Source organism: Alcanivorax sp., from assembly GCF_051117345.1.
GTDB lineage: Bacteria > Pseudomonadota > Gammaproteobacteria > Pseudomonadales > Alcanivoracaceae > Alcanivorax.
The window spans coordinates 1-19,494 of the sequence record NZ_JBNPEC010000047.1 but is presented as its reverse complement, the minus strand read 5'-3'; the positions used below and the strand labels follow the sequence as shown (position 1 = coordinate 19,494).

The following is a 19,494-nucleotide window of genomic DNA, read 5'->3' as shown; positions in this document are numbered from 1 at the left end:
GGAGGATGGCGGGTCTACGCTGGGCGTTTCCCAGTGCCGTCAGCAGGTTGCCGATGGGCTTGCCACGGGACGCCCGGCCACCTTGCGGCAGGTAGAAGGTGCGCAGCCAGAAGACCTTGCCGGCGTCGGTGAACAGCAACAGGGTGTCGTGGGTACCTGCCACAAGCAGGTGCTCCACGTAATCCTCGTCTTTGAGCTGACCGGCAGACTTGCCGCGACCACCCCGCTTCTGGGCCCGGTAGGTGTCGATGGGCTGCATCTTGGCGTAGCCACCGTTGGACAGAGTCACCACTACGGTTTCTTCGGCGATCAGGTCTTCCATGCTCAGGTCGAGACGGGAAGTGACGATTTCGGAACGACGCTCGTCGGCGTATTCCTCACGCACCGCCTTCAGCTCGTCACGGATCACTTCCATCAGACGTTCGGGGTTACCCAGAATCTTCAGCAATTCGGCAATCTGCTCCAGCAGTTCCTGGTAATCGCTGATCAGTTTTTCCCGTTCCAGACCGGTCAGCTTCTGCAGACGCAGATCCAGAATCGCCTGGGCCTGCTCCGGGCTCAGGTAATAAAGGCCGTCACGCAGACCGAACTGCTCATCGAGGCCATCCGGGCGAGCCGCGTTTTCACCACCGGCGCGCTCCAGCATTTGCAGTACATCGCCGGGGGTCCAGCCTTTGCCCAGAAGTTTTTCCTTGGCTTCCGCGCCGCTGGGGGACGCCTTGATCAGCGCAATCACCGGGTCGATATTGCTCAGCGCCACCGCCAGACCTTCCAGCAGGTGGGCCTTTTCGCGGGCCTTGCGCAGTTCAAACACGGTACGGCGAGTCACCACTTCACGGCGGTGACGAATAAAGGCATCCAGCAACTCACGCAGGTTGAGGGTCTTGGGCTGACCATCCACCAGTGCCACGGTATTGATACCGAACACCGACTCCATCTGGGTCTGCTGGTAGAGATTATTGAGCACCACCTCGGCGTTCTCGCCGCGACGCAGCTCGATCACGATACGCATGCCCTCTTTGTCGGACTCATCGCGCAGCTCGGTGATACCTTCAATCTTCTTGTCTTTCACCAGCTCGGCGATCTTCTCGATCAACCGCGCCTTGTTCACCTGGTAGGGAATCTCGTGGACGATAATGGCTTCTTTGCCACTTTTGTCGGTCGGCTCAATCTCGGCACGGGCACGCATGTACACGCGGCCACGGCCGGTACGGTAGGCCTGCACGATCCCGGCGCGACCGTTAATGATGCCGGCGGTGGGGAAATCCGGGCCCTTGATGTATTCCATCAGGTCGTCCGGCGTCAGGCTGTCGTCGTCGATCAGCGCCAGACAGCCATCCACCACCTCGCCCAGGTTATGGGGCGGAATATTGGTGGCCATACCCACGGCGATACCGGAGGAGCCATTCACCAGCAGGTTGGGCACCCGGGTGGGCATCACATCGGGAATCCTTTCCGTGCCGTCGTAGTTGTCGACGAAATCCACGGTTTCCTTGTCCAGATCGGCCAGCAACTCGTGGGCGATCTTGGCCATGCGCACTTCGGTGTAACGCATGGCGGCAGCGGAATCCCCGTCGATGGAACCAAAGTTACCCTGACCATCCACCAGCATGTAGCGCAGGGAAAACGGCTGCGCCATCCGCACAATGGTGTCGTAGACGGCGGAGTCACCATGGGGGTGGTATTTACCGATAACGTCACCGACCACACGGGCAGACTTCTTGTAAGCCTTGTTCCAGTCGTTGTTCAGCTCGTGCATGGCGAACAGAACGCGGCGATGCACCGGCTTGAGGCCATCGCGCACATCCGGCAGAGCACGCCCCACGATCACGCTCATGGCGTAATCCAGGTACGACTGTTTGAGTTCGTCTTCGATGTTGACCGGGGTAACTTCTCTGGCGAGATCCGTCATAGCGATCCTTACTTTCCACAAGTATCGGGAAAGCCCCTGCGGCTTTCCCAAGCCGGCCCCTGATCAGGGCCGTTTTCACAGCGTGCCGATGGCACCCTGTGCAGTCTGTTCTTATGACAGCCCGCTCGCTGCCGACAGCGGCGAACCGGGCGTACATTCCTGCTCCTGGCACGAAGCCCGGAAAAGCCCCGGATGATAGCACAACCGGGCGGCTTCGGCGCCATAGTCCACCGCCATTGATACGCAGGGGTGTAAACGAGGGCAAGAGCGCCACTGACACGCTATACTGCGGCCTCAATTTGAGGGCAAGCCCCTCTCGCAGGCTGCCAAGATATCAAGGAGTTGTGCATGAGCGACAATCAGGCTGACCTGATCGTCCACGCCCGCTGGATTGCCCCGGTCGCGCAGGACAAGGCGCCCAGTGCCGAGATACTGGAACACCATGCCCTGGTCGTCCGTGATGGCCAGATTATCGACCTGCTGCCCGGCGCCCTGGCCGATGAAAAATGGCAGGCCGATACGGTCACCCGGCTGGACAGCCACCTGCTGATTCCAGGTCTGATCAATGCCCATACCCACGCTGCCATGAACCTGCTGCGCGGGATTGCCGATGACCTGCCGCTGATGACCTGGCTGGAAAAGCACATCTGGCCAGCGGAAGGCCAGTTTGTCAGCGAGCAATTTGTGTTCGACGGCACCCGGCTGGCGGCGGCGGAGATGATTCGCTCCGGCACCACCTGCTTTGCAGACCAGTACTTCTTCCCGGCCAGCGCCGCCCGCGCCACCGTGGAGGCCGGCCTGCGCGCCAGCCTGTTCTGTCCGATCCTGGATTTTCCAACCCCCATGGGCGCCGGGCCGGAGGATTACCTGCGCCTGGCCACCGATGCCATGGACGAATGGCGCCATGATCCGCGCATCCAGATCGGTTTCGGGCCACACGCGCCTTATACCGTGTCCGACGGCCCCCTGCAGAAAGTGCTAACCCTGGCCGAGGAACTGGACGTGCCGATGATGATGCACGTGCACGAAACTGCCGGTGAGATCCAGATGGCGGTGGGCAATACCGGGGAGCGCCCGCTCACCCGCCTGAAAAACCTGGGCCTGCTCTCGCCCCGTCTGCTGGCGGTACACATGACCCAGCTCACCGAGGACGAGATCGCCCTGGTGGCCGAAACCGGCACCCAGGTGGTGCATTGCCCGGAATCCAATCTTAAGCTGGCCAGCGGCTTTGCACCGGTGGAAAAACTGCGCAAGGCCGGCGTCAACGTGGCCCTGGGCACCGACGGTGCCGCCAGCAATAACGACCTGGACATGATCGGCGAAGCCCGCATGGCCGCCTTCCTGGGCAAGGGCGTGAGCCTGCAGGCCGACGCCCTGCCCGCCGCCGAAATACTGCAGATGGCCACCCTGAACGGCGCACGCGCCCTGGGCCGGGACGACCAGCTCGGTTCACTGGAAATTGGCAAACAGGCGGATATGGTGGCGGTGGATCTGAACCGTCTGGAGACCCAACCGGTCTACGATCCGGTGGCACAGCTGATCTATGCCGCCAGCCGCGACCAGGTGACGCATACCTGGGTAGGTGGACGCTGCCTGATGGACAATCGAAAACTCACCACCCTCAATGAAGCCGTGATCCTCAAGAATGCCCAGCAGTGGCAGGAAAAAATTGCCGGAGCCGACCGTGACTGAACAGCAACCACAGATTCCCAATGTAGACGCCGGCGAGATCGCCAAATTCAACGCCCTGGCGGAACAGTGGTGGGACCCCAATTCCGAGTTCCGCCCGCTGCATGACATCAACCCGCTGCGCCTGAACTACATTGATGAGCGCGTCAGCCTGCCCGGCAAGACCGTCATCGACATCGGCTGCGGCGGCGGCCTGCTCTCCGAAGGCATGGCCCGGCGCGGGGCCGAGGTCACCGGCATCGACATGGGTGAGGCGCCGCTGTCGGTGGCACGCATCCACGCAGAGAAAGCCGGCGTGGCGGTGGAATATCGGCAGATTCCGGCGGAGCAGATCGCCGAGGAACGGCCCGCGCAGTATGACGTGGTCACCTGCCTGGAAATGCTCGAGCACGTCCCCGATCCATCATCCGTGATCCGCGCCTGCGCCGCCCTGGTAAAACCTGGTGGGCAGATTTTCTTCAGCACCATCAACCGCAATCCCAAGGCCTTTCTGTTTGCCATCGTCGGTGCCGAATATGTGTTGCGACTGCTGCCGCGTGGTACCCACGAATACGCCAAGCTGATCAAGCCGTCGGAGCTGGCCGGCTGGGCCCGGGACGCGGGGCTGGAATTGAAGGACACCACCGGTATGGTCTACAACCCGCTGACCCAAGTGTACAAGCTGAACCGGGATGTGTCGGTGAACTACCTGATGCACGCCGTCAAAGGCGAATAATTTTTCCCTGTAGGAGCGCCGCTTGAGGCGCGAAAAAACAGTTTCGAGGTACGAGTAACGAGCTGCGAAAGGCACAACCGGTTTTGATTTTCGCAACTCGAACCTCGTTACTCGCTTCGCTCGTTTCGCGCCTCAAGCGGCGCTCCTACAGCGGCGTTGTAGAGAGACTATATGGAAAAGCTTGAAGCCGTTTATTTCGACCTGGACGGTACCCTGATTGATACCGCACCGGATTTTTATACGGTGCTCAATACCCTGCTGAAACAACATGGTCGACCGGCAGTCAGTTATTCCGCCGTGCGCGCCAATGTCTCCAACGGCGCCCGCGCGCTCACCGAGCTTGGCTTTGGCGTGGGACCGGAGGATGCGGAGTTTCCGGCCCTTCTGGATGAACTGCTGAACGCCTACGAGCAGCATCTGGCTGTGGATACCTGCCTGTTTCCCGGCATGGCGGAGACGCTGGACTGGCTGGATGCCAATGGCCTGCCCTGGGGCATCGTCACCAACAAGCCGTCACGGTTCACCGGGCCGGTGCTGGCAGGATTGCATCTGGACCAGCGCGTCAGTGCGGTGATCTGCCCGGACCATGTAAAACAGCGCAAGCCGGACCCGGAAGGCCTGCTGATGGCCGCCCGTATGGACGCTGTGAACCCGGCCCACTGCCTCTACGTGGGCGACCATCTGCGTGATATCCAGGCTGGCCAGAATGCCGGTATGGCCACCGCCGTGGCGGCCTTCGGTTATATCGACGCGGATGATGACCCCCACGGCTGGCAGGCCGATTATTATCTGGAACAGGGCAGCGATCTGTTGCCCCTGCTGCAAACGATGAACACAAGGAGTACCGCATGAGCGAATTATCATCCGTGAATGCACAAGCACTGGCTTACCAATGCCCCGCCGATGCTTTCAAGGATCGCATTATCCTTGTCACCGGCGCGGGCGCCGGCATCGGTCGCAGCGCCGCCCTGACCCTGGCTCGCCATGGCGCCACCGTGATCCTGCTCGGACGCACCCCGGAGAAGCTGGAAAAGGTCTACGACGAGATCAAGGCCGCCGGCGGCCCGGAACCGGCCCTGGCACCGGTGAATCTGGCGGTGGCCCGCCCGGAAGACTTCCAGGAACTGGCCGGCCTGTTCGACAAGGAATTCGGACGCCTGGACGGCATCCTGCATAACGCCTCCGTGCTCGGCGACATCACTCCGCTGGAGCGCTACGGTGTCGGCACCTGGGACTCGGTAATGCAGGTAAACGTGAACAGCGCCTTCTACCTGACCCAGGCCATGCTGCCGCTGTTGCGTGCCAGCGACGATGCCCGCCTGCTGTTCACCTCCTCCAGTGTTGGCCGCAAGGGCCGCGCCTTCTGGGGCGCCTATGCCGTCTCCAAAGCCGCCACCGAAAACCTGGCACAGGTGCTGGCCGAAGAGCTCGAGAACACCAGCAACATCCGCGTCAACACCCTCAACCCCGGCGGCACCCGCACCGACATGCGCGCCCTGGCCTACCCCGGCGAGGACCCACAGACACTGAAAACCCCGGACGAGATCATGGCTCCCTACCTGTTCCTGCTCGGCCCGGGCAGCCGCGATGTGAACGGGGAATCCATCGACGCACAGCCGAAGTAACAGGCCGTCCCGTAGGAGCGTCGCTGGCGGCGCGATTGAAGAAGTGACGAGTAACGAGAAACGAGTTCCGAAAGGCATAAACCCGACATTCGGGAAGGCCCGGTTTTCGCTTCTCGCAACTCGTACCTCGAAACTATGCTATCGCGCCGCCAGCGACGCTCCTACGCCAAACGCCGGCACCCCAACCGGCAATATGCCTTCTTGTCCCCATTGACCCTTTCGACGGGAATTGCCGTAACGCGGCCACCCCCTGCGCCAAAGCTCTCCCCTATCCTGCATGAGCATGCTACATGTATCGCTCATAACAAGAATGCGGCATCAGGGAGACCACCATGCGCACCCCCATTACTCTTTTCTTTGTTGTCAGTCTGCTGTGCTCAACGCTGAGTGCCGCCAACCTGACACAGGCCCAGAAACAGCAGCTCCAGGCGCTTCTGCCCGGTGTTACGCTGAATGATTCCACCCTCGAAAAGCTCGAGGATGTGTTTTACACCCGTGAGATGCCGGTTCGGAGCCGGCTTAAAGCTATCAGCCAGATGGTGGGGCTGGATCAGATGCCCGCCGGCAGCACCCTGAAACGCACCATCTGCATCTGGGATATCGGCGGGCGCAACGGCGTGGTCTTCAATGCTGCCATGGAGCAACGGGCACTGGCCCTGGAATATGGCATCAACCTCGAGCTGGTGCCTTATACCAACGAAACCGTCATGGTGGATGAGTTCAAGGCCGGCCGTTGCGATGCTGCCCTGATGAGCGGATTGCGCGCTCGCCAGTTCAACCTTTACAGCGGCAGTGTGGATGCCATCGGCGCCGTGCCGTCCCAAAAGCATATGCAAACTCTGCTACAGGTGCTGGCCCACCCGCGACAGGCCGGCCACATGGTGCAAGGGGATTATGTGGTGATGGGCATCTACCCGGCGGGCGCCGCTCATATTTTCGTTAACGACAAGAGCATCAGCTCCCTGGCCAAGGCAGCCGGTAAACGGGTTGCCGTTCTCGATTATGATGAAACCCAGGCAGAAATGGTGGCGGCGATTGGTGCCACCCCCGTCACCACCGATATCGTCAGTGCGCCCAACAAGTTCAATAACGGCCAGATCGACATCCTGCCCGCACCGCTGGTCGCCTATGAGATTCTCGAACTGTATAAAGGCATGAGCCCGGATGGTGGGGTGGTCGACTATCCGTTAACACAACTTTCCATGCAGCTGATCGGCCGCCTGGACAAGTTCCCCAATGAGGTGGCGCAATTAATTCGTGAGGCTTCCTTTGAAGCCTACCCGGACGTGATAAAGCGCATTGAAGTGGAAACACGCCGGGTACCTGAGCGCTGGATGATCTCCATTCCTGACAAGGACAAGCGGGAATACGAAGTAATGATGCAGGATGCCCGTGATGCACTGCGTGCGCAGAAGTACTACAGCAGTGACATGCTGGATTTGCAACGCAAAATACGCTGCAAATTCGACCCCACCCGCTCCGAATGCAGCATCACTTGAGCAGACGATGAAGCGCGTATTACGCGGCGTCGACTGGCGCCGCGTACAATTGTCATACAGGCGGTAAAACTTCCCATCTCTTCCCCGTGATATAAGCATGTCAACGAATGACTAAGGAAGCGTCATGGGGAATTATCGCACCCTTATTACCGGCCTTTTGGGCTCGGCCCTGCTGTCTCTGGCCTGTACCAGTCAGGCTCTGACACTGACTCCCAAGCAGGAACAACACCTGGCGGAAGCGCGCGAGGAAATGGGCCTGGGCCCGGACGATATGCTCAAGCGTCATATCTGCTTGTGGGATCTGTCCGGTCGCTCCGGCCCCATTTTCAATGGTGCTACCAACCTGCGTCTGGATTTGCTGCGCTATAAAATTGATATCAGCCTGGAGGCCTTTACCAACGAAGGCGCCATGGTCGCATCATTGAAAAACGGCCAATGTGACGCAGCCCTGATGAGCGGTTTTCGCGCCCGCCAGTTCAACCGTTTCAGCGGGACTATCGATGCCATCGGCGCCCTACCGTCGCTGGAGCACATGGATATGCTGATGCGATCCATCGCCCTGCCTCAACTCAGCGAAAACATGGTCAGCAACAAATATCAGACGCTGGCGGTAACCCCCGCCGGCGCCGCCTATTTATTTGTTAATGACAAGAGACTGAATTCACTGGAACGAGTCGCAGGAAAAAAGATTGCCGTACTGGATTTCGATCCGGGCCAATCGAAGATGGTTGCCCAGATTGGTGCCACCCCGGTGGCTACTACACTTGCCACGGCACCCAATCAGTTCAACAACGGCAGCGTGGATGTACTGCCCGCACCACTGGTGGCTTATCAGGTACTGGAACTTTACAAGGGCATGGAGCCCGACGGCGGCATCGTTGATTACCCCATTGTTCAGCTCACCGCCCAGTTGATTGGCCACACTGATCGTTTCCCGCCGGCATTCGCTGCAGTGATCCGGGAAGTGGCAGCAGACAGCTTTTCGTCTATCCAGAATGCCCTGGAAAAAGAAGCGGGACAGATACCGGCAACCTGGTGGATCGACGTAGATCAACATGAAAAACAGGAATACGACAGCATGATGCGCGCCGCGCGTCTGAAACTGCGCGAGACCGGCTATTACGACGCCACCATGTTGAAAATCATGAAACGTATTCGCTGCAAGGTGGATCCTCAGCGACCCGAATGCAGCCAGGATACGGAATAAAGCTTATCCGGCGACATCATCGTTGGCATCGCGGCCAGCCCCCCCGGCTGGCCAGCCAGCGACTCACCGGTCACGACTGTCACAATGGGCATTCAACCTGAAGCGACGACTTCCGGTTCAAACAATAAAATGCCCATGGAGGCTTGCGTGAATTTTTTTCGCCATCTGCTCATTCTCCCCCTGCTGATCGGCGCCCTCATCGCCCAGGCAGACAACCGACTGAACCTGACGCCGGCACAGCAGGCCGAACTGGAAAAGTTTGCCCCCGGCGTATCGCTCACCCCCGAGCTCGCGGAGAAGCTGCGCGCCATCGCCTACGACCAGAGCCGCAGTCTCGACGACCGCATCGACGCGATGCAGAAAGTGGCCGGCTTCAGCATGGGCGAACCCCTCAAGCGACGCATCTGCATCTGGGATATCGCCGGTCGGGCAGGGCCGATTTATAAAGCCGCCGAAGACCAGCGCACCCGTCTACTGGAATACGGCGTAGATCTTGATATTCAAGCCTACACCAGCGAAAGCGTAGTGGTAGAAGACCTGAAGGCTGGTATCTGCGATGCAGCCCTGATCAGTGGACTGCGCGGTCGCCTTTTCAACAAATACACGGGCACCATTGATTCCATCGGCGGCGTGCCCAGCGACGAGCACATGAGAATCCTGCTGCAGGTCATGGCCAGCCCAAAGTCTGCCGACAAAATGGTGAGTGGCGAGTATGTCATTCTCGGCCTGGCTTCTGCCGGTGGTGCCTATGTGTTCGTCAACGACAGAACCATCAACACCCTGGCCAATGCGGCGGGCAAACGGGTAGCCGTACTCGACTATGACCCGACCCAGGCGGAAATGGTCTCGCAGATCGGCGCCACCCCTGTCGCCTCCGATATCGTTTCTGCCCCCAACAAGTTCAACAACGGCGTCGTCGATGTGCTGGCAGCCCCGCTGGTGGCCTACGAAGTGCTGGAACTGTACAAGGGCATGTCACCGGACGGCGGCATCATCAACTACCCGCTGGCGCAGATCACCATGCAACTGATCGGCCGCAAGGATAAATTCCCCAACGAGGTGGCACAGCTGGTTCGCGAAGAGTTTTTCAACAGCTACCATCTGATCAAGGAACGGCTGGACCAGGAAGCTGCCAAAGTACCGGACCGCTGGTGGATCGAAATCCCGGATACGGACAAACGCGAGTACGAAACCATGATGCAGGAGGCTCGCCTGACCTTGCGCGAAAAGGGCTACTACGATGCCAGCATGCTGACCCTGCAACGCAAGATTCGCTGCAAGCTCAACCCCTCGAAAGGGGAATGTGCGGATCCGGTGGAATGAAAAGCAGCTACGAGCTATAAGCTTCTAGCTGCGACGCGAAGAAAGTGCCTTGGTAACGACATACCTGCTGGCTCCGCGCTGAAATTACTGATAGATAGAGCACAAAAAACCGCGCCCGAAGGGCGCGGTTTTTTGTGCTAGTAGCTGCCTTTAGTGCAAAAACCCGCCCGGCATATCATCCACCGCGCCGAACATATCCACGCGGTTATCACTGAACATATCCATTTCCGGCGCCAGCACCTGTACATAACGATCGAAGTAGAGGAACTGCTTGAGAAGCAGGGCAAATTCGCGAGGGAAACGGATGCCGTGGCCCTCACCGATTTTCACCAGATCCATTAGCAGACGGTTGACCTCCTTGTCGTTGCGGTCGGCCTGCACCAGGGCTGACGGATCAACCTGGCCCAGCGCCCCTTGCAGGCTTTCGATATCCCGCGCCAACGCCTCTACATCTACCTCTTCCCGGGTCATGCCAATGATCGCCATGGCTTCCGCCATCTGGCGAATATCACCCCGGCCAATAGCATCAAAGAATTTGGCCATACCATCCCAGGCTTCGCGACGAATTCGACCCACGATACCGAAGTCAATGAATCCGACTCGACCGTCTTCCAGTAACATCAAATTGCCAGCATGCACATCGGCATGGAAGAAATCACACAACATCAGGCTGGAAAACCAGGTATTCAGCGCGGAGATCAGGGTTTCCGCCGGATCATCAGTATATTGCCTGAGCACATTCATGTCGGTGAGGGGCACCCCGAAAAAGCGCTCCATGGTCAGCACCTTACCAGTGGTGTGGGACATGACCGGATCCGGCGCTACGGCGGAGGTATTGCCGGTGTCACGCAGGAAAGCATTGAACGCCTGGAGATTGTGAGCCTCCTTGATGAAGTCACACTCTTCCAGCATGCCGGCCTGCAATTCTTCAATCACACCGGAGATGGCGGAGCGCGACAGACCCGGCGCCAGCCGCTCGGTAATCCGGGCAGCAAAGTAGAGAAAGTTGAAATCCGTCAGCAGCACATTACGGACACCGGGCCGCTGAACCTTGATCACCACGTCCTGCCCGTTTTTGAGCTTCGCCGCATGAACCTGCGCAATAGACGCACTGGCCAATGGCTTTGGGTCGACCGACTGATAAAGAGACTCCAGCGACGCACCCAGCTCTTTCTCGATGGTTTCGCGAATATAATGAAATGGCAGTGCCGGGGTACGGTCCAGGCAACGCTGAAATTCCTCGACATACTCTTCCGGAAAAATCGACGGCGAACTGGCAATAAACTGCCCCAGCTTGATGTAGGTAGTACCCAGGGATTCAAAGGTCGTACGCAGCAAAGCCGGTACTGGCGGGCGATCCCCGAGCATCCAGTTGAGCCCCTGGCGACCCACCACCCCAAGCGTTTCCAGTATCCGCAAGCCGCCACGGGCGGTATTCATGGCGAGAGAAACACCGCTTCTCTCGCCAGCCAGCCAGGCCTTCATGTCTTTGATGTCAGTATGATCGGTCATAATAAAGTCTTACTTTCCTGGTGGGTGCGCTGCACAACGTAACGTATTCCATCATAAAGCAAATTTATTGTTTGTAATTGCTTGCAGGCTTTTTTGTAATTGCCGCTTGTGCCAATAGACGGACTTTCGTACCTTTGAATCCGCTAATCCGAGAACAATAACAAGGAGCTTTCGAATGGGTTCTCTGACCTTGACAAAAATGCTACGACATTCCCGTCTGGCCCTGGTAGGGGGCGCCATCCTGGCTCTGCAAGGCTGTGGCGTCATCTACAAGACAACCGGGGACGTGCTGATCAGCTTCGGCCGCTCCGAAATGCTTCCCTACATGCTCACGTTTGACGATGTACGCATGGCCTGTGTCACCGGCGAAGCCCAGACCCCGCTGCTGATGGCCTTTGAACGCGTCGGCTCTCATCCCGAGAAGCTGGGTGCCATGGTCTTCACCACCGCCGCCACCTGTGCCGAACAGATCGCCATTGATGCCGAGTTGCGCTACATGCGTGCGGTCAAAGATGGCAACGTGAACGAAGCTCAGGACGCGCGCATCGAGCAGAAGCGCTGGTCTGCCGTCGCAGCGCAGCGACAGTATACCGCCTACCAGAACATGCTCACCGCCTTTGGTGAACAGAAAGAAGGCGAATGCCCCAAGCTGAAAACCGATTTCGACGAGCTGGTGTGGATGATCGGTAATATCTCCGGTGTCCAGGCCCTGCTCAACGATGGTGCCTCCGATGGCGCTGTGGGTGTCCCCCGCGATCTGGCCGCCAAGGTAGAGCGCAACATGAAGTGCCTGGAGAACGACAAATGGTGGGGTGTACCACGCGGTGCCCGTGCTGCTGTCTGGAACCTGCTGCCCATGCTGGCCCCGCCGAATGCCGAGCCCTGGAAAGAACTGGAAGCGTCCGCCAAGGCCGGCTTTGACGGCGGCGTTCGTCTCGGCAGTGCCCTGTATGCAATGAGCGCCTTCAGCAAGGGCGACGACGAACGTATGCGCAAGGCCATTCGTGACTTTGCCGCCAACGACCAAAACCTGGATCCGGAATACGCCATGATGGACGCCATTGCCGGCTTCATTGTCACTGGCATCTCCGACCGGGAATGGACAGAAAATACCGGTAAGCGCACCCCCATTGGTGGTCTCGGTACTTTCTGGGATGACGCCGCCAAGTCTGGACCGGCGATCAATATTGACGATTTGCTGTAAGCCTGTTCGCGGCCCAATCGGGCCGCTTTGAATTAGATTAAGAAGTAACCAGGAGACAAGCCATGCGCTATTTGAAGGCGTTTACCACTGCAGCCACTGCTGCACTTGCATTGACATTCAGCCCTGCTCAGGCCGCCGAAAAACGGTCCATGTGTGTGTTCGATATCATCGGCGCCAACGGTGACATCTATAACATCATGAAGGACTACAAGACCGCCGCTCTCGGCTGGGGCGTGGATCTGGAGCTGAAACCCTATACCGATGAAAAAATTGCTGCTGAGGACCTGAAAGCGGGCCAGTGTGATGCTGCCGTCCTCACCGGTATTCGTGGCCGCCAGTTCAATAACTACACCGGCAGCCTGGATTCAGTCGGCGCGATCCCCTCCTACGATGCCATGCGCACCGTGCTCACCGTACTGGCCAGTGGCAACCCCTCCATCGATGAGAAACTGGTTTCTGGCCCTTACGAAGTGGGCGGCGTAGCGCCCATGGGTGCCGCCTACCTGTTCGTCAAAGATCGCACCATCGATACCGTGGGAGAGCTGTCCGGCAAATCCATCGCGGTACTGGAATACGATAGCGCCCAGGCCACAATGGCTTCCCGGGTAGGTATGTCGCCGGTAATGTCTGATATCACCAACTTCTCCGGTCGTTTCAATAACGGTTCCGTAGACATCTGCTTTGCGCCTATTGCTGCCTACTCCGCTCTGGAACTGTACAAGGGCATGCAGCCGGATGGCGGGATTATTGATTATGTCCTTGGCCAGCTGACTGCCCAGATCCTTCTGAAGAAAGACAAGTTCCCCGATGACTTCGGGCACAAGTCTCGCAAGTACATGCTCGGTCAGTTCGACCGTGCCATGACGGTGATCGAAAACGCCAACAACGAAGTCGACAAGAAATGGTGGATTCGCATCCCCGAGGCCGACAAGCTGCGCTACGACGAGATGCTGCGTGAATCCCGCATCGCCTTGACCAACGACGGCGTGTACAGCAAAGACATGATGTCCCTGCTGCGCAAGGTTCGTTGCAAGGAAGAGCCGTCTCGCGCCGAATGCGTTAATCCGGTCGAGTAAGCAAAATACTGATCAAACGGGGCCTTGGCGGCCCCGTTTTTCCCTAGCAACCTACTTTTGTCGCCCGGCCTCTGTCTGCCGGGTAGTCAAGATGTTTACACTGTCCTGGAACGCGGAAAGAAGGCTTGAGGGCCCGCGGGTGGCCTCCTCCCCGCAATCCACGACGGTATAACAATAACCGGGTGCACAATGGACAAACCTTCTACTATGAAAGTGGCGAACCGTTCCGTCGGTGAATGGTTGTCGTCGCTACCAACCCTGATTCTCCTGCTGCTGACGGTTTTCCTCGCATCAGGGGAAGTGATTCACTCCCAACTACTGAAAATCGGTGAAAATACCTGGGAAGGATACTTCCAGTTACGGGGCGCCGGCATTCTCCAGGAGCCGACCTGTAATCCAGACGCCAATATTGATGAGCAACTGGAAGACGCCATCATCCGAAAGAAACAACAGATGGCGGATGATCCTCTTGCAGGCATGTTTGGCAGCGAGGTCAACGAAGACGCCCTGCGCAGTTCGCTGGAAGCCTCACAACAGATTTGTCGCGAGAAGTGGGCCACCTACACCATGGTGCAGGAGAAGGTTACGCCCGGCGTTATTGCCTACCGAAATCTGGAAGGCGGCGTGGCCAAGATTGTCACCACCCTGGGTCACTACAAGCGACTACTACTATGTATCCTGGTGATTATCTGTGCCGCCACGGCCACCCTGACACGTCACCATATCTCCCTGCGCCCGGCACAGACCCGCAAGGACCACTTCGTTTCCAGTCTTGGTCAACTGTCCGCCAACGTGATGCTGCTGCTGTCTGCCTGGGTTTATCGTGGTGAGGAAGTCAGCGCCATGGCTGACGGGGTTCAGGTCAACCACTTCTACCTGCACCAGTTCTGGATCGCCGGCTTCGCGTTGCTGTCACTCGCAGCACTCTGGCAGTTAATCAAACCGCCCAAGGATCTGGAAGAAGGTGGTAGCTGGGGCAAGTCCCTGTTGACCATCCCGCTATACAGCTTCATGTGTATCACCGCTGGTATCCAGTTCATCAGCCAGGGCTACTATCACGGTATCAGTGTGTATCTTGGCATGATGATGGAACTGTCTACTCTGTTCCTGAGTCTGGCTCTGTACATCTGGATCGGTATGCTGCTGCGCCAGACCAAGATGGCTCACCTGGTATTTGATGTACTTCGTCCGTGGAAGATGTCCCCGGAACTGATGTGTTTTGTGGTCTTGGCGGTGGCAGCGGTACCCACAGCCTTTACCGGCGCTTCCGGTATCTTCGTTATCGCGGCCGGTGCCACCATCTACAATGAACTGGTTCGCGCCGGTGCCCGCAAGCAGTTGGCGTTGGCTGCAACCGCCATGTCCGGCTCCATGGGTGTGGTGCTGCGTCCCTGTCTGTTGGTAGTGATCATCGCCGCCCTGAACAACTCCGTGACTACGGACGAACTGTTCACCTCCGGTCTGAAGATCTTCGGCCTGTCGCTGCTGTTGTTCTTCATCTACAGCCAGTTTGCCCGCACTGAAGCGGCCCGGATTGCACCGTTCTCCGAAGCCGTACCGGCCAGCATCAAGCGCCTGGTTCCATTGCTGCCCTATGTGATCGTCATGGGTACCGTACTGGTGTTCTTCCGGGACCTGCTGGATACCGAGCTTAACGAGAACTATGCACCGATCATCCTGCCGGTGATGCTGCTCTCCATTCTCATCTACGAGAAACTGAGCAGCAAAACCCTGCATCTGTTCACCGTGGTTCTGGTTCCCCTGCTGTTGTACTCCATGTACAACCTGTGGGGCATCAATGCTGCGCTGGATGCCGGCAATATCCCCACCGGCACCTCTGCAAAGGACTTGGAAGCGCTGTTCTGGGGGCTGTTGTGGCGTAATCTGATTCTCGGTGGTGCGATCTTAATCCACTATTTCATGAAAAAACCGGATATCGACACCCACTACGAGCCCGAACAAGGGGTCGGCGAGAAACTGGAAACGTCGCTGCGCTTTGCCACCAACGAGACTACCGGTCATATTGGTGCCCTGCTGATGCTGATGGCCCTTTCCGTGAGTGTGGGCGGTATCATCGAACGGTCTGGTGTGATGGAACTGTTGCCTGAAACGTTCCCCAGTATCTGGCTGGCCATGACCCTGCTGGTAGTGACCATGGTGATTATCGGCATGATCATGGACCCCTACGGGGCCGTGATTCTGGTGAACGCCACCATCGCCCAGATCGCCTTCGACAACGGCATCGCGCCGCTACACTTCTGGATGATTACCCTGGTGGCCTTCGAGCTGGGTTACCTGTCACCCCCGGTGGCACTAAACCACTTGCTGACCAGACAGGTGGTCGGCGAAGCAGAGGTGGAATCCGCCAAGGTTCACGGTGGCAGCTTCTACCGTCGCTATGAGAAGTTCCTGCTTCCCATCGCGGTGATGCTGACAGCCCTGCTGCTGGTGTCTTATCTGCCACTGCTGTCCGATACGGTGCATGAGTTCATGTTCCAGAAAATCGAGGTTGGCGGCTAAACCTGGCGCTAACTTCACCCCACAAAAAGGAGCCTTCGGGCTCCTTTTTTTTGTCTAACATTTCAGGCTTTCCCTGTCGCCTATCTGCACCTATTGCACTTTGCTATATTCACAAAGTCGCCCCTGAGCCAAAACAACAAGGATAGGTAATATGATGACCAGCCTACGCATCGGACAGCGTACCCCCCGGGAGTGGTTTTCCTCATTGCCTGCCCTGCTTCTCCTGCTAATGACGGTATTCCTCGCCTCAGGGGAAGTGATTCACTCCCAACTACTGAAAATCGGTGAAAACACCTGGGAAAGCTACTTCCAGTTACGCGGTGCAGGTGTGCTCGGTGAGCCATCCTGCAATCCGGATGCAGATCTGGATAGTGAACTGGAAAGCGCCATCGCTCGAAAGAAGCAACGGATGGCTGACGATCCTCTGGCCGGCATGTTTGGCACCGAGATCGACGAAAACGCTCTACGCGTATCTCTCGAAGCTTCCCAGAATATGTGCAGGGAAAAATGGGCTACCTACGAGATGGTCCAGGGAAAAGTCACTCCCGGAGTGATTGCCTTTCGCAATTTTGAAGGTGGGGTTGCCTACGTTGTCAGTACTCTGGGCGATTACAAGCGTCTGTTACTGTGTTTGCTGGTCATCATCTGCGCGGCTACCGCAACACTTACCCGCCACCATATAGCACTGCGCCCAGCCCGCACCCGCAAGGATCATCTGGTTTCGACCCTGGGACAGCTCACCGCCAATGTGCTGCTGCTGATTTCCGCCTGGGTGTACCGCAGTGAAGAAATCAAGGCCATGGCCGATGGCGTCCAGGTTAACCATTTCTATTTACACCAATTCTGGATTGCTGGTTTCGCCCTGCTGACTCTCGCCTCTCTCTGGCAGCTCATCAAACCACCCAGCGATCTGGAAGAAGGCGGTGGCTGGGGTAAGGCCCTGCTGACCATTCCGCTGTATTCCTATATGTGTCTCAGTGCCAGCATTCAGTTCATGTCGCAGGGGTACCTGCATGGCACCAGTGTCTATCTGGGAATGATGATGGAGTTCTCCACCATGTTTCTCAGCCTGGGACTCTACATCTGGGTGGGCATGATGCTGCGCCAGACGAAGATGGTACATCTCGTCTTCGACGTACTGCGCCCCTGGCGCATGTCGCCGGAGTTGATGTGCTTTGTCGTCCTGGCTGTCACTGCCATCCCGACTGCCTACACCGGCGCATCCGGTATTTTCATCATCGCCGCTGGCGCCACGATCTATCATGAACTGGTCCGTGCTGGCGCCCGCAAGCAGCTTGCGCTTGCCGGGGCCGCCATGTCCGGTTCCATGGGTGTGGTACTGCGCCCCTGCTTGTTGGTAGTGATCATTGCAGCATTGAATAACAGCGTCACCACTGATGAACTGTTCACTTCCGGTATCAAGGTATTCGGCCTGTCGCTGCTGTTATTCTTCATCTATAGTCAGTTTGCCCGTACCGAACCGGCCCGCATCGCCCCCTTCTCACAAGCCATGCCCGCCAGCATGAAGCGGCTTTTCCCGCTTTTGCCCTATATCATCATCATTGGCACCGTAATTGTCGGTTTCAGAGACATTCTCGGCACCGAGCTCAACGAAAACTACGCCCCGATTATCCTGCCGGTGATCATGCTGGCAATCTTGATATACGAGAAATTCAGCCGCTATTTTCTTCACTTGTGTGCACTTGCCCTGGTGGCGCTACTGCTCCATTCAAGCTACGACACCTGGATGCTCGCCAAGGCGCTGGAAGCCGGCAACATTCCTACCGGCACCTCCGCCAATCAGCTTTCAGATACCGTCACCGGCCTGTTCTGGCGCAACCTGATACTGGCAGCCAGTTTGCTGATTCATTATCTAATCAGACCCACCGGGATAACATCAGATTTGCCCGCTGAAGAAGACGGTGTTGGCACCACTCTGGAAAGCTCTCTGCGCTTCTCTACCAATGAGACCACGGGTCACATTGGTGCCCTGTTAATGCTGATGGCCCTGACGGTCAGCATGGGCGGTTTGCTGGAGCGTTCCGGGGTGATGGAGGCCTTGCCGGAAACCTTCGACAGTATCTGGCTGGCCATGACCCTGCTGGTGGTAACCATGGTAATCATCGGCATGATCATGGATCCCTTTGGTGCCGTGATTCTTGTCAATGCCACTATTGCGCAGGTGGCATTCGATAACGGGATCGCGCCACTGCATTTCTGGATGATCAGCCTGGTGGCCTTTGAACTGGGCTACCTATCTCCCCCTGTGGCACTGAACCATCTGCTGACACGGCAAGTGGTTGGCGATGACGAGGTGGAAAGTGCCAGGGTTCATAACGGCTCCTTTTATCGCCGCTATGAGAAATACCTGCTACCCATCGCGGTCATGCTCACTGCATTGCTACTGGTCTCCTATGTGCCGCTGATGTCCGATTCGGTGCATGAGTACATGTTCCAGAAGATTGAGTTTGCCGGCTAAGGCCAACCACACACAAGAAAGGAGCCCTCGGGCTCCTTTCTTGTCTGTTACCCCCAGCGTCATGACACGTAATTCACCGATACGCCCGGCCTGATCCGATACCAGTTTCCTATCGTCGACAGATAGCTGATACTGTAAAGTACCCGTATAAATCAGGGAGATGGCTGATGAACAAAACGCAGGAGACCCGCACTCCACGGGAAACCGAACCCTTGCCGAAAACGGTTAAACCCGCCCTGCTGTTCCTGCTGTTCCTGGCAGGCGTGGTCGCCACCATGGCGATTGCCGCCTATGCCGTCGACAGAAAGATTTACGGATAAATCCTATGGCAACGGCAATGGACAATCGTCGCTTCCCTCGCACCTCGCGTGAAGAAAACCTGGCGCTAACCCTGCTGCCCAGCCAGTCAGGGTCGCTGGATCCCGCTGATCGTCTGTATCTGACCACACACGATGTCTCGCTGGCCGGCATCAGCATTGAGCTGCCAGCACCGATCAAACCCAATACCGATGTGGAGCTATGGGTGGCCCTGCTCGAAGAGCACGGCACTTACCATCTTTACGGCACCGTCGCCTGGTGTGCGGCTCCGGAAGGCCAGCTCCTGGCAGGTATTGCTCTGGATCTGGAACGGGCGGATGGCCGACTGTGGGCTGCCCACTTCGATGCCGACGGTTTGTTCAGTGACTGAATGGCTGGTTCCACTGGGCAGTCGGTAACAGCAGGTGCGCGCCAC

General features: G+C 57.8%; 15 protein-coding genes. 13 read left to right on the top strand and 2 right to left on the bottom strand.

Annotation, left to right across the window (positions count from 1 at the left end):
- On the bottom strand, positions 1–1,912 hold a 1,912-nt coding region (gene gyrA / locus ACFE0K_RS03230), incomplete at its 3' end, for a DNA gyrase subunit A (protein ID WP_434534696.1).
- 348 nt (positions 1,913–2,260) lie between these two features.
- On the opposite strand from gyrA, the gene ACFE0K_RS03225 reads away from it, so the two are divergent.
- The 7 genes from ACFE0K_RS03225 (at position 2,261) to ACFE0K_RS03195 (ending at position 9,970) form a co-directional block, all read left to right on the top strand.
- Positions 2,261–3,604 carry a TRZ/ATZ family hydrolase gene (locus ACFE0K_RS03225; RefSeq protein WP_434534695.1) on the top strand — a complete coding sequence of 448 codons (1,344 nt, stop codon included), beginning with the start codon at positions 2,261–2,263 and terminating at the stop codon, positions 3,602–3,604.
- Entirely contained in the window at positions 3,558–4,316 is a 759-nt protein-coding gene (ubiG, locus tag ACFE0K_RS03220; protein WP_434534694.1) for a bifunctional 2-polyprenyl-6-hydroxyphenol methylase/3-demethylubiquinol 3-O-methyltransferase UbiG, read from the top strand. The genes ACFE0K_RS03225 and ubiG overlap by 47 nt, the downstream gene beginning before the upstream one ends.
- 171 nt (positions 4,317–4,487) lie before the next feature.
- Positions 4,488–5,168, top strand: coding sequence for an HAD-IA family hydrolase (locus tag ACFE0K_RS03215; protein WP_434534693.1), 681 nt, complete (start codon positions 4,488–4,490; stop codon positions 5,166–5,168).
- Positions 5,165–5,941 carry a YciK family oxidoreductase gene (locus ACFE0K_RS03210; RefSeq protein ID WP_434534692.1) on the top strand — a complete coding sequence of 259 codons (777 nt, stop codon included), beginning with the start codon at positions 5,165–5,167 and terminating at the stop codon, positions 5,939–5,941. Before ACFE0K_RS03215 ends, ACFE0K_RS03210 begins: the two co-directional genes overlap by 4 nt.
- A gap of 332 nt (positions 5,942–6,273) precedes the next feature.
- Positions 6,274–7,440: a putative solute-binding protein gene (locus ACFE0K_RS03205; protein WP_434534691.1), complete on the top strand. Its 1,167-nt coding sequence runs from the start codon at positions 6,274–6,276 to the stop codon at positions 7,438–7,440.
- 124 nt (positions 7,441–7,564) lie between these two features.
- Positions 7,565–8,647 (top strand): putative solute-binding protein, encoded by a 1,083-nt coding sequence (locus ACFE0K_RS03200; protein WP_434534690.1) that lies wholly within the window; start codon positions 7,565–7,567, stop codon positions 8,645–8,647.
- A 129-nt stretch (positions 8,648–8,776) separates the two neighbouring features.
- On the top strand, positions 8,777–9,970 hold the full coding sequence (locus ACFE0K_RS03195; protein ID WP_434534689.1) for a putative solute-binding protein: 1,194 nt from the start codon (positions 8,777–8,779) through the stop codon (positions 9,968–9,970).
- Between the two features lie 150 nt (positions 9,971–10,120).
- On the opposite strand, the gene ACFE0K_RS03190 is transcribed toward ACFE0K_RS03195, so the two are convergent.
- Positions 10,121–11,482, bottom strand: a complete 1,362-nt coding sequence (locus ACFE0K_RS03190; protein WP_434534688.1) for an ABC1 kinase family protein — start codon at positions 11,480–11,482, stop codon at positions 10,121–10,123.
- Positions 11,483–11,657: 175 nt separating this feature from the next.
- On the opposite strand from ACFE0K_RS03190, the gene ACFE0K_RS03185 reads away from it, so the two are divergent.
- From ACFE0K_RS03185 to ACFE0K_RS03160, 6 genes are all read left to right on the top strand, one after another.
- A complete protein-coding gene (locus ACFE0K_RS03185) occupies positions 11,658–12,686 on the top strand; it encodes a hypothetical protein (RefSeq protein WP_434534687.1) in 1,029 nt (342 codons plus the stop codon).
- A gap of 62 nt (positions 12,687–12,748) precedes the next feature.
- Complete coding sequence (locus ACFE0K_RS03180) at positions 12,749–13,762, top strand: putative solute-binding protein (RefSeq protein WP_434534686.1); 1,014 nt, start codon at positions 12,749–12,751, stop codon at positions 13,760–13,762.
- Positions 13,763–13,951: 189 nt separating this feature from the next.
- The gene (locus ACFE0K_RS03175) at positions 13,952–16,282 is read left to right on the top strand and encodes a TRAP transporter large permease subunit (protein WP_434534685.1); all 2,331 of its coding nucleotides are present in this window, start codon (positions 13,952–13,954) and stop codon (positions 16,280–16,282) included.
- Positions 16,283–16,433: 151 nt separating this feature from the next.
- On the top strand, positions 16,434–18,761 hold the full coding sequence (locus ACFE0K_RS03170; protein WP_434534684.1) for a TRAP transporter large permease subunit: 2,328 nt from the start codon (positions 16,434–16,436) through the stop codon (positions 18,759–18,761).
- A gap of 167 nt (positions 18,762–18,928) precedes the next feature.
- Positions 18,929–19,081 carry a hypothetical protein gene (locus tag ACFE0K_RS03165; protein ID WP_434534683.1) on the top strand — a complete coding sequence of 51 codons (153 nt, stop codon included), beginning with the start codon at positions 18,929–18,931 and terminating at the stop codon, positions 19,079–19,081.
- 5 nt (positions 19,082–19,086) lie between these two features.
- Positions 19,087–19,449 (top strand): PilZ domain-containing protein, encoded by a 363-nt coding sequence (locus ACFE0K_RS03160; protein WP_434534682.1) that lies wholly within the window; start codon positions 19,087–19,089, stop codon positions 19,447–19,449.
- The last annotated feature ends 45 nt before the right edge of the window (positions 19,450–19,494 follow it).

Bases quoted from the DNA above. Each gene is read 5' to 3' on its own strand.
- ACFE0K_RS03205 (WP_434534691.1), top strand. From the start codon at position 6,274: ATGCGCACCCCCATTACTCTTTTCTTTGTTGTCAGTCTGCTGTGCTCA.
- ACFE0K_RS03160 (WP_434534682.1), top strand. From the start codon at position 19,087: ATGGCAACGGCAATGGACAATCGTCGCTTCCCTCGCACCTCGCGTGAA.
- ACFE0K_RS03215 (WP_434534693.1), top strand. From the start codon at position 4,488: ATGGAAAAGCTTGAAGCCGTTTATTTCGACCTGGACGGTACCCTGATT.
- ACFE0K_RS03200 (WP_434534690.1), top strand. From the start codon at position 7,565: ATGGGGAATTATCGCACCCTTATTACCGGCCTTTTGGGCTCGGCCCTG.
- ACFE0K_RS03185 (WP_434534687.1), top strand. From the start codon at position 11,658: ATGGGTTCTCTGACCTTGACAAAAATGCTACGACATTCCCGTCTGGCC.
- ACFE0K_RS03170 (WP_434534684.1), top strand. From the start codon at position 16,434: ATGATGACCAGCCTACGCATCGGACAGCGTACCCCCCGGGAGTGGTTT.
- ACFE0K_RS03210 (WP_434534692.1), top strand. From the start codon at position 5,165: ATGAGCGAATTATCATCCGTGAATGCACAAGCACTGGCTTACCAATGC.
- ACFE0K_RS03225 (WP_434534695.1), top strand. From the start codon at position 2,261: ATGAGCGACAATCAGGCTGACCTGATCGTCCACGCCCGCTGGATTGCC.
- ACFE0K_RS03190 (WP_434534688.1), bottom strand. From the start codon at position 11,482: ATGACCGATCATACTGACATCAAAGACATGAAGGCCTGGCTGGCTGGC.
- ACFE0K_RS03175 (WP_434534685.1), top strand. From the start codon at position 13,952: ATGGACAAACCTTCTACTATGAAAGTGGCGAACCGTTCCGTCGGTGAA.
- ACFE0K_RS03180 (WP_434534686.1), top strand. From the start codon at position 12,749: ATGCGCTATTTGAAGGCGTTTACCACTGCAGCCACTGCTGCACTTGCA.
- ubiG (WP_434534694.1), top strand. From the start codon at position 3,558: ATGCCCAGCAGTGGCAGGAAAAAATTGCCGGAGCCGACCGTGACTGAA.
- ACFE0K_RS03195 (WP_434534689.1), top strand. From the start codon at position 8,777: ATGCCCATGGAGGCTTGCGTGAATTTTTTTCGCCATCTGCTCATTCTC.
- ACFE0K_RS03165 (WP_434534683.1), top strand. From the start codon at position 18,929: ATGAACAAAACGCAGGAGACCCGCACTCCACGGGAAACCGAACCCTTG.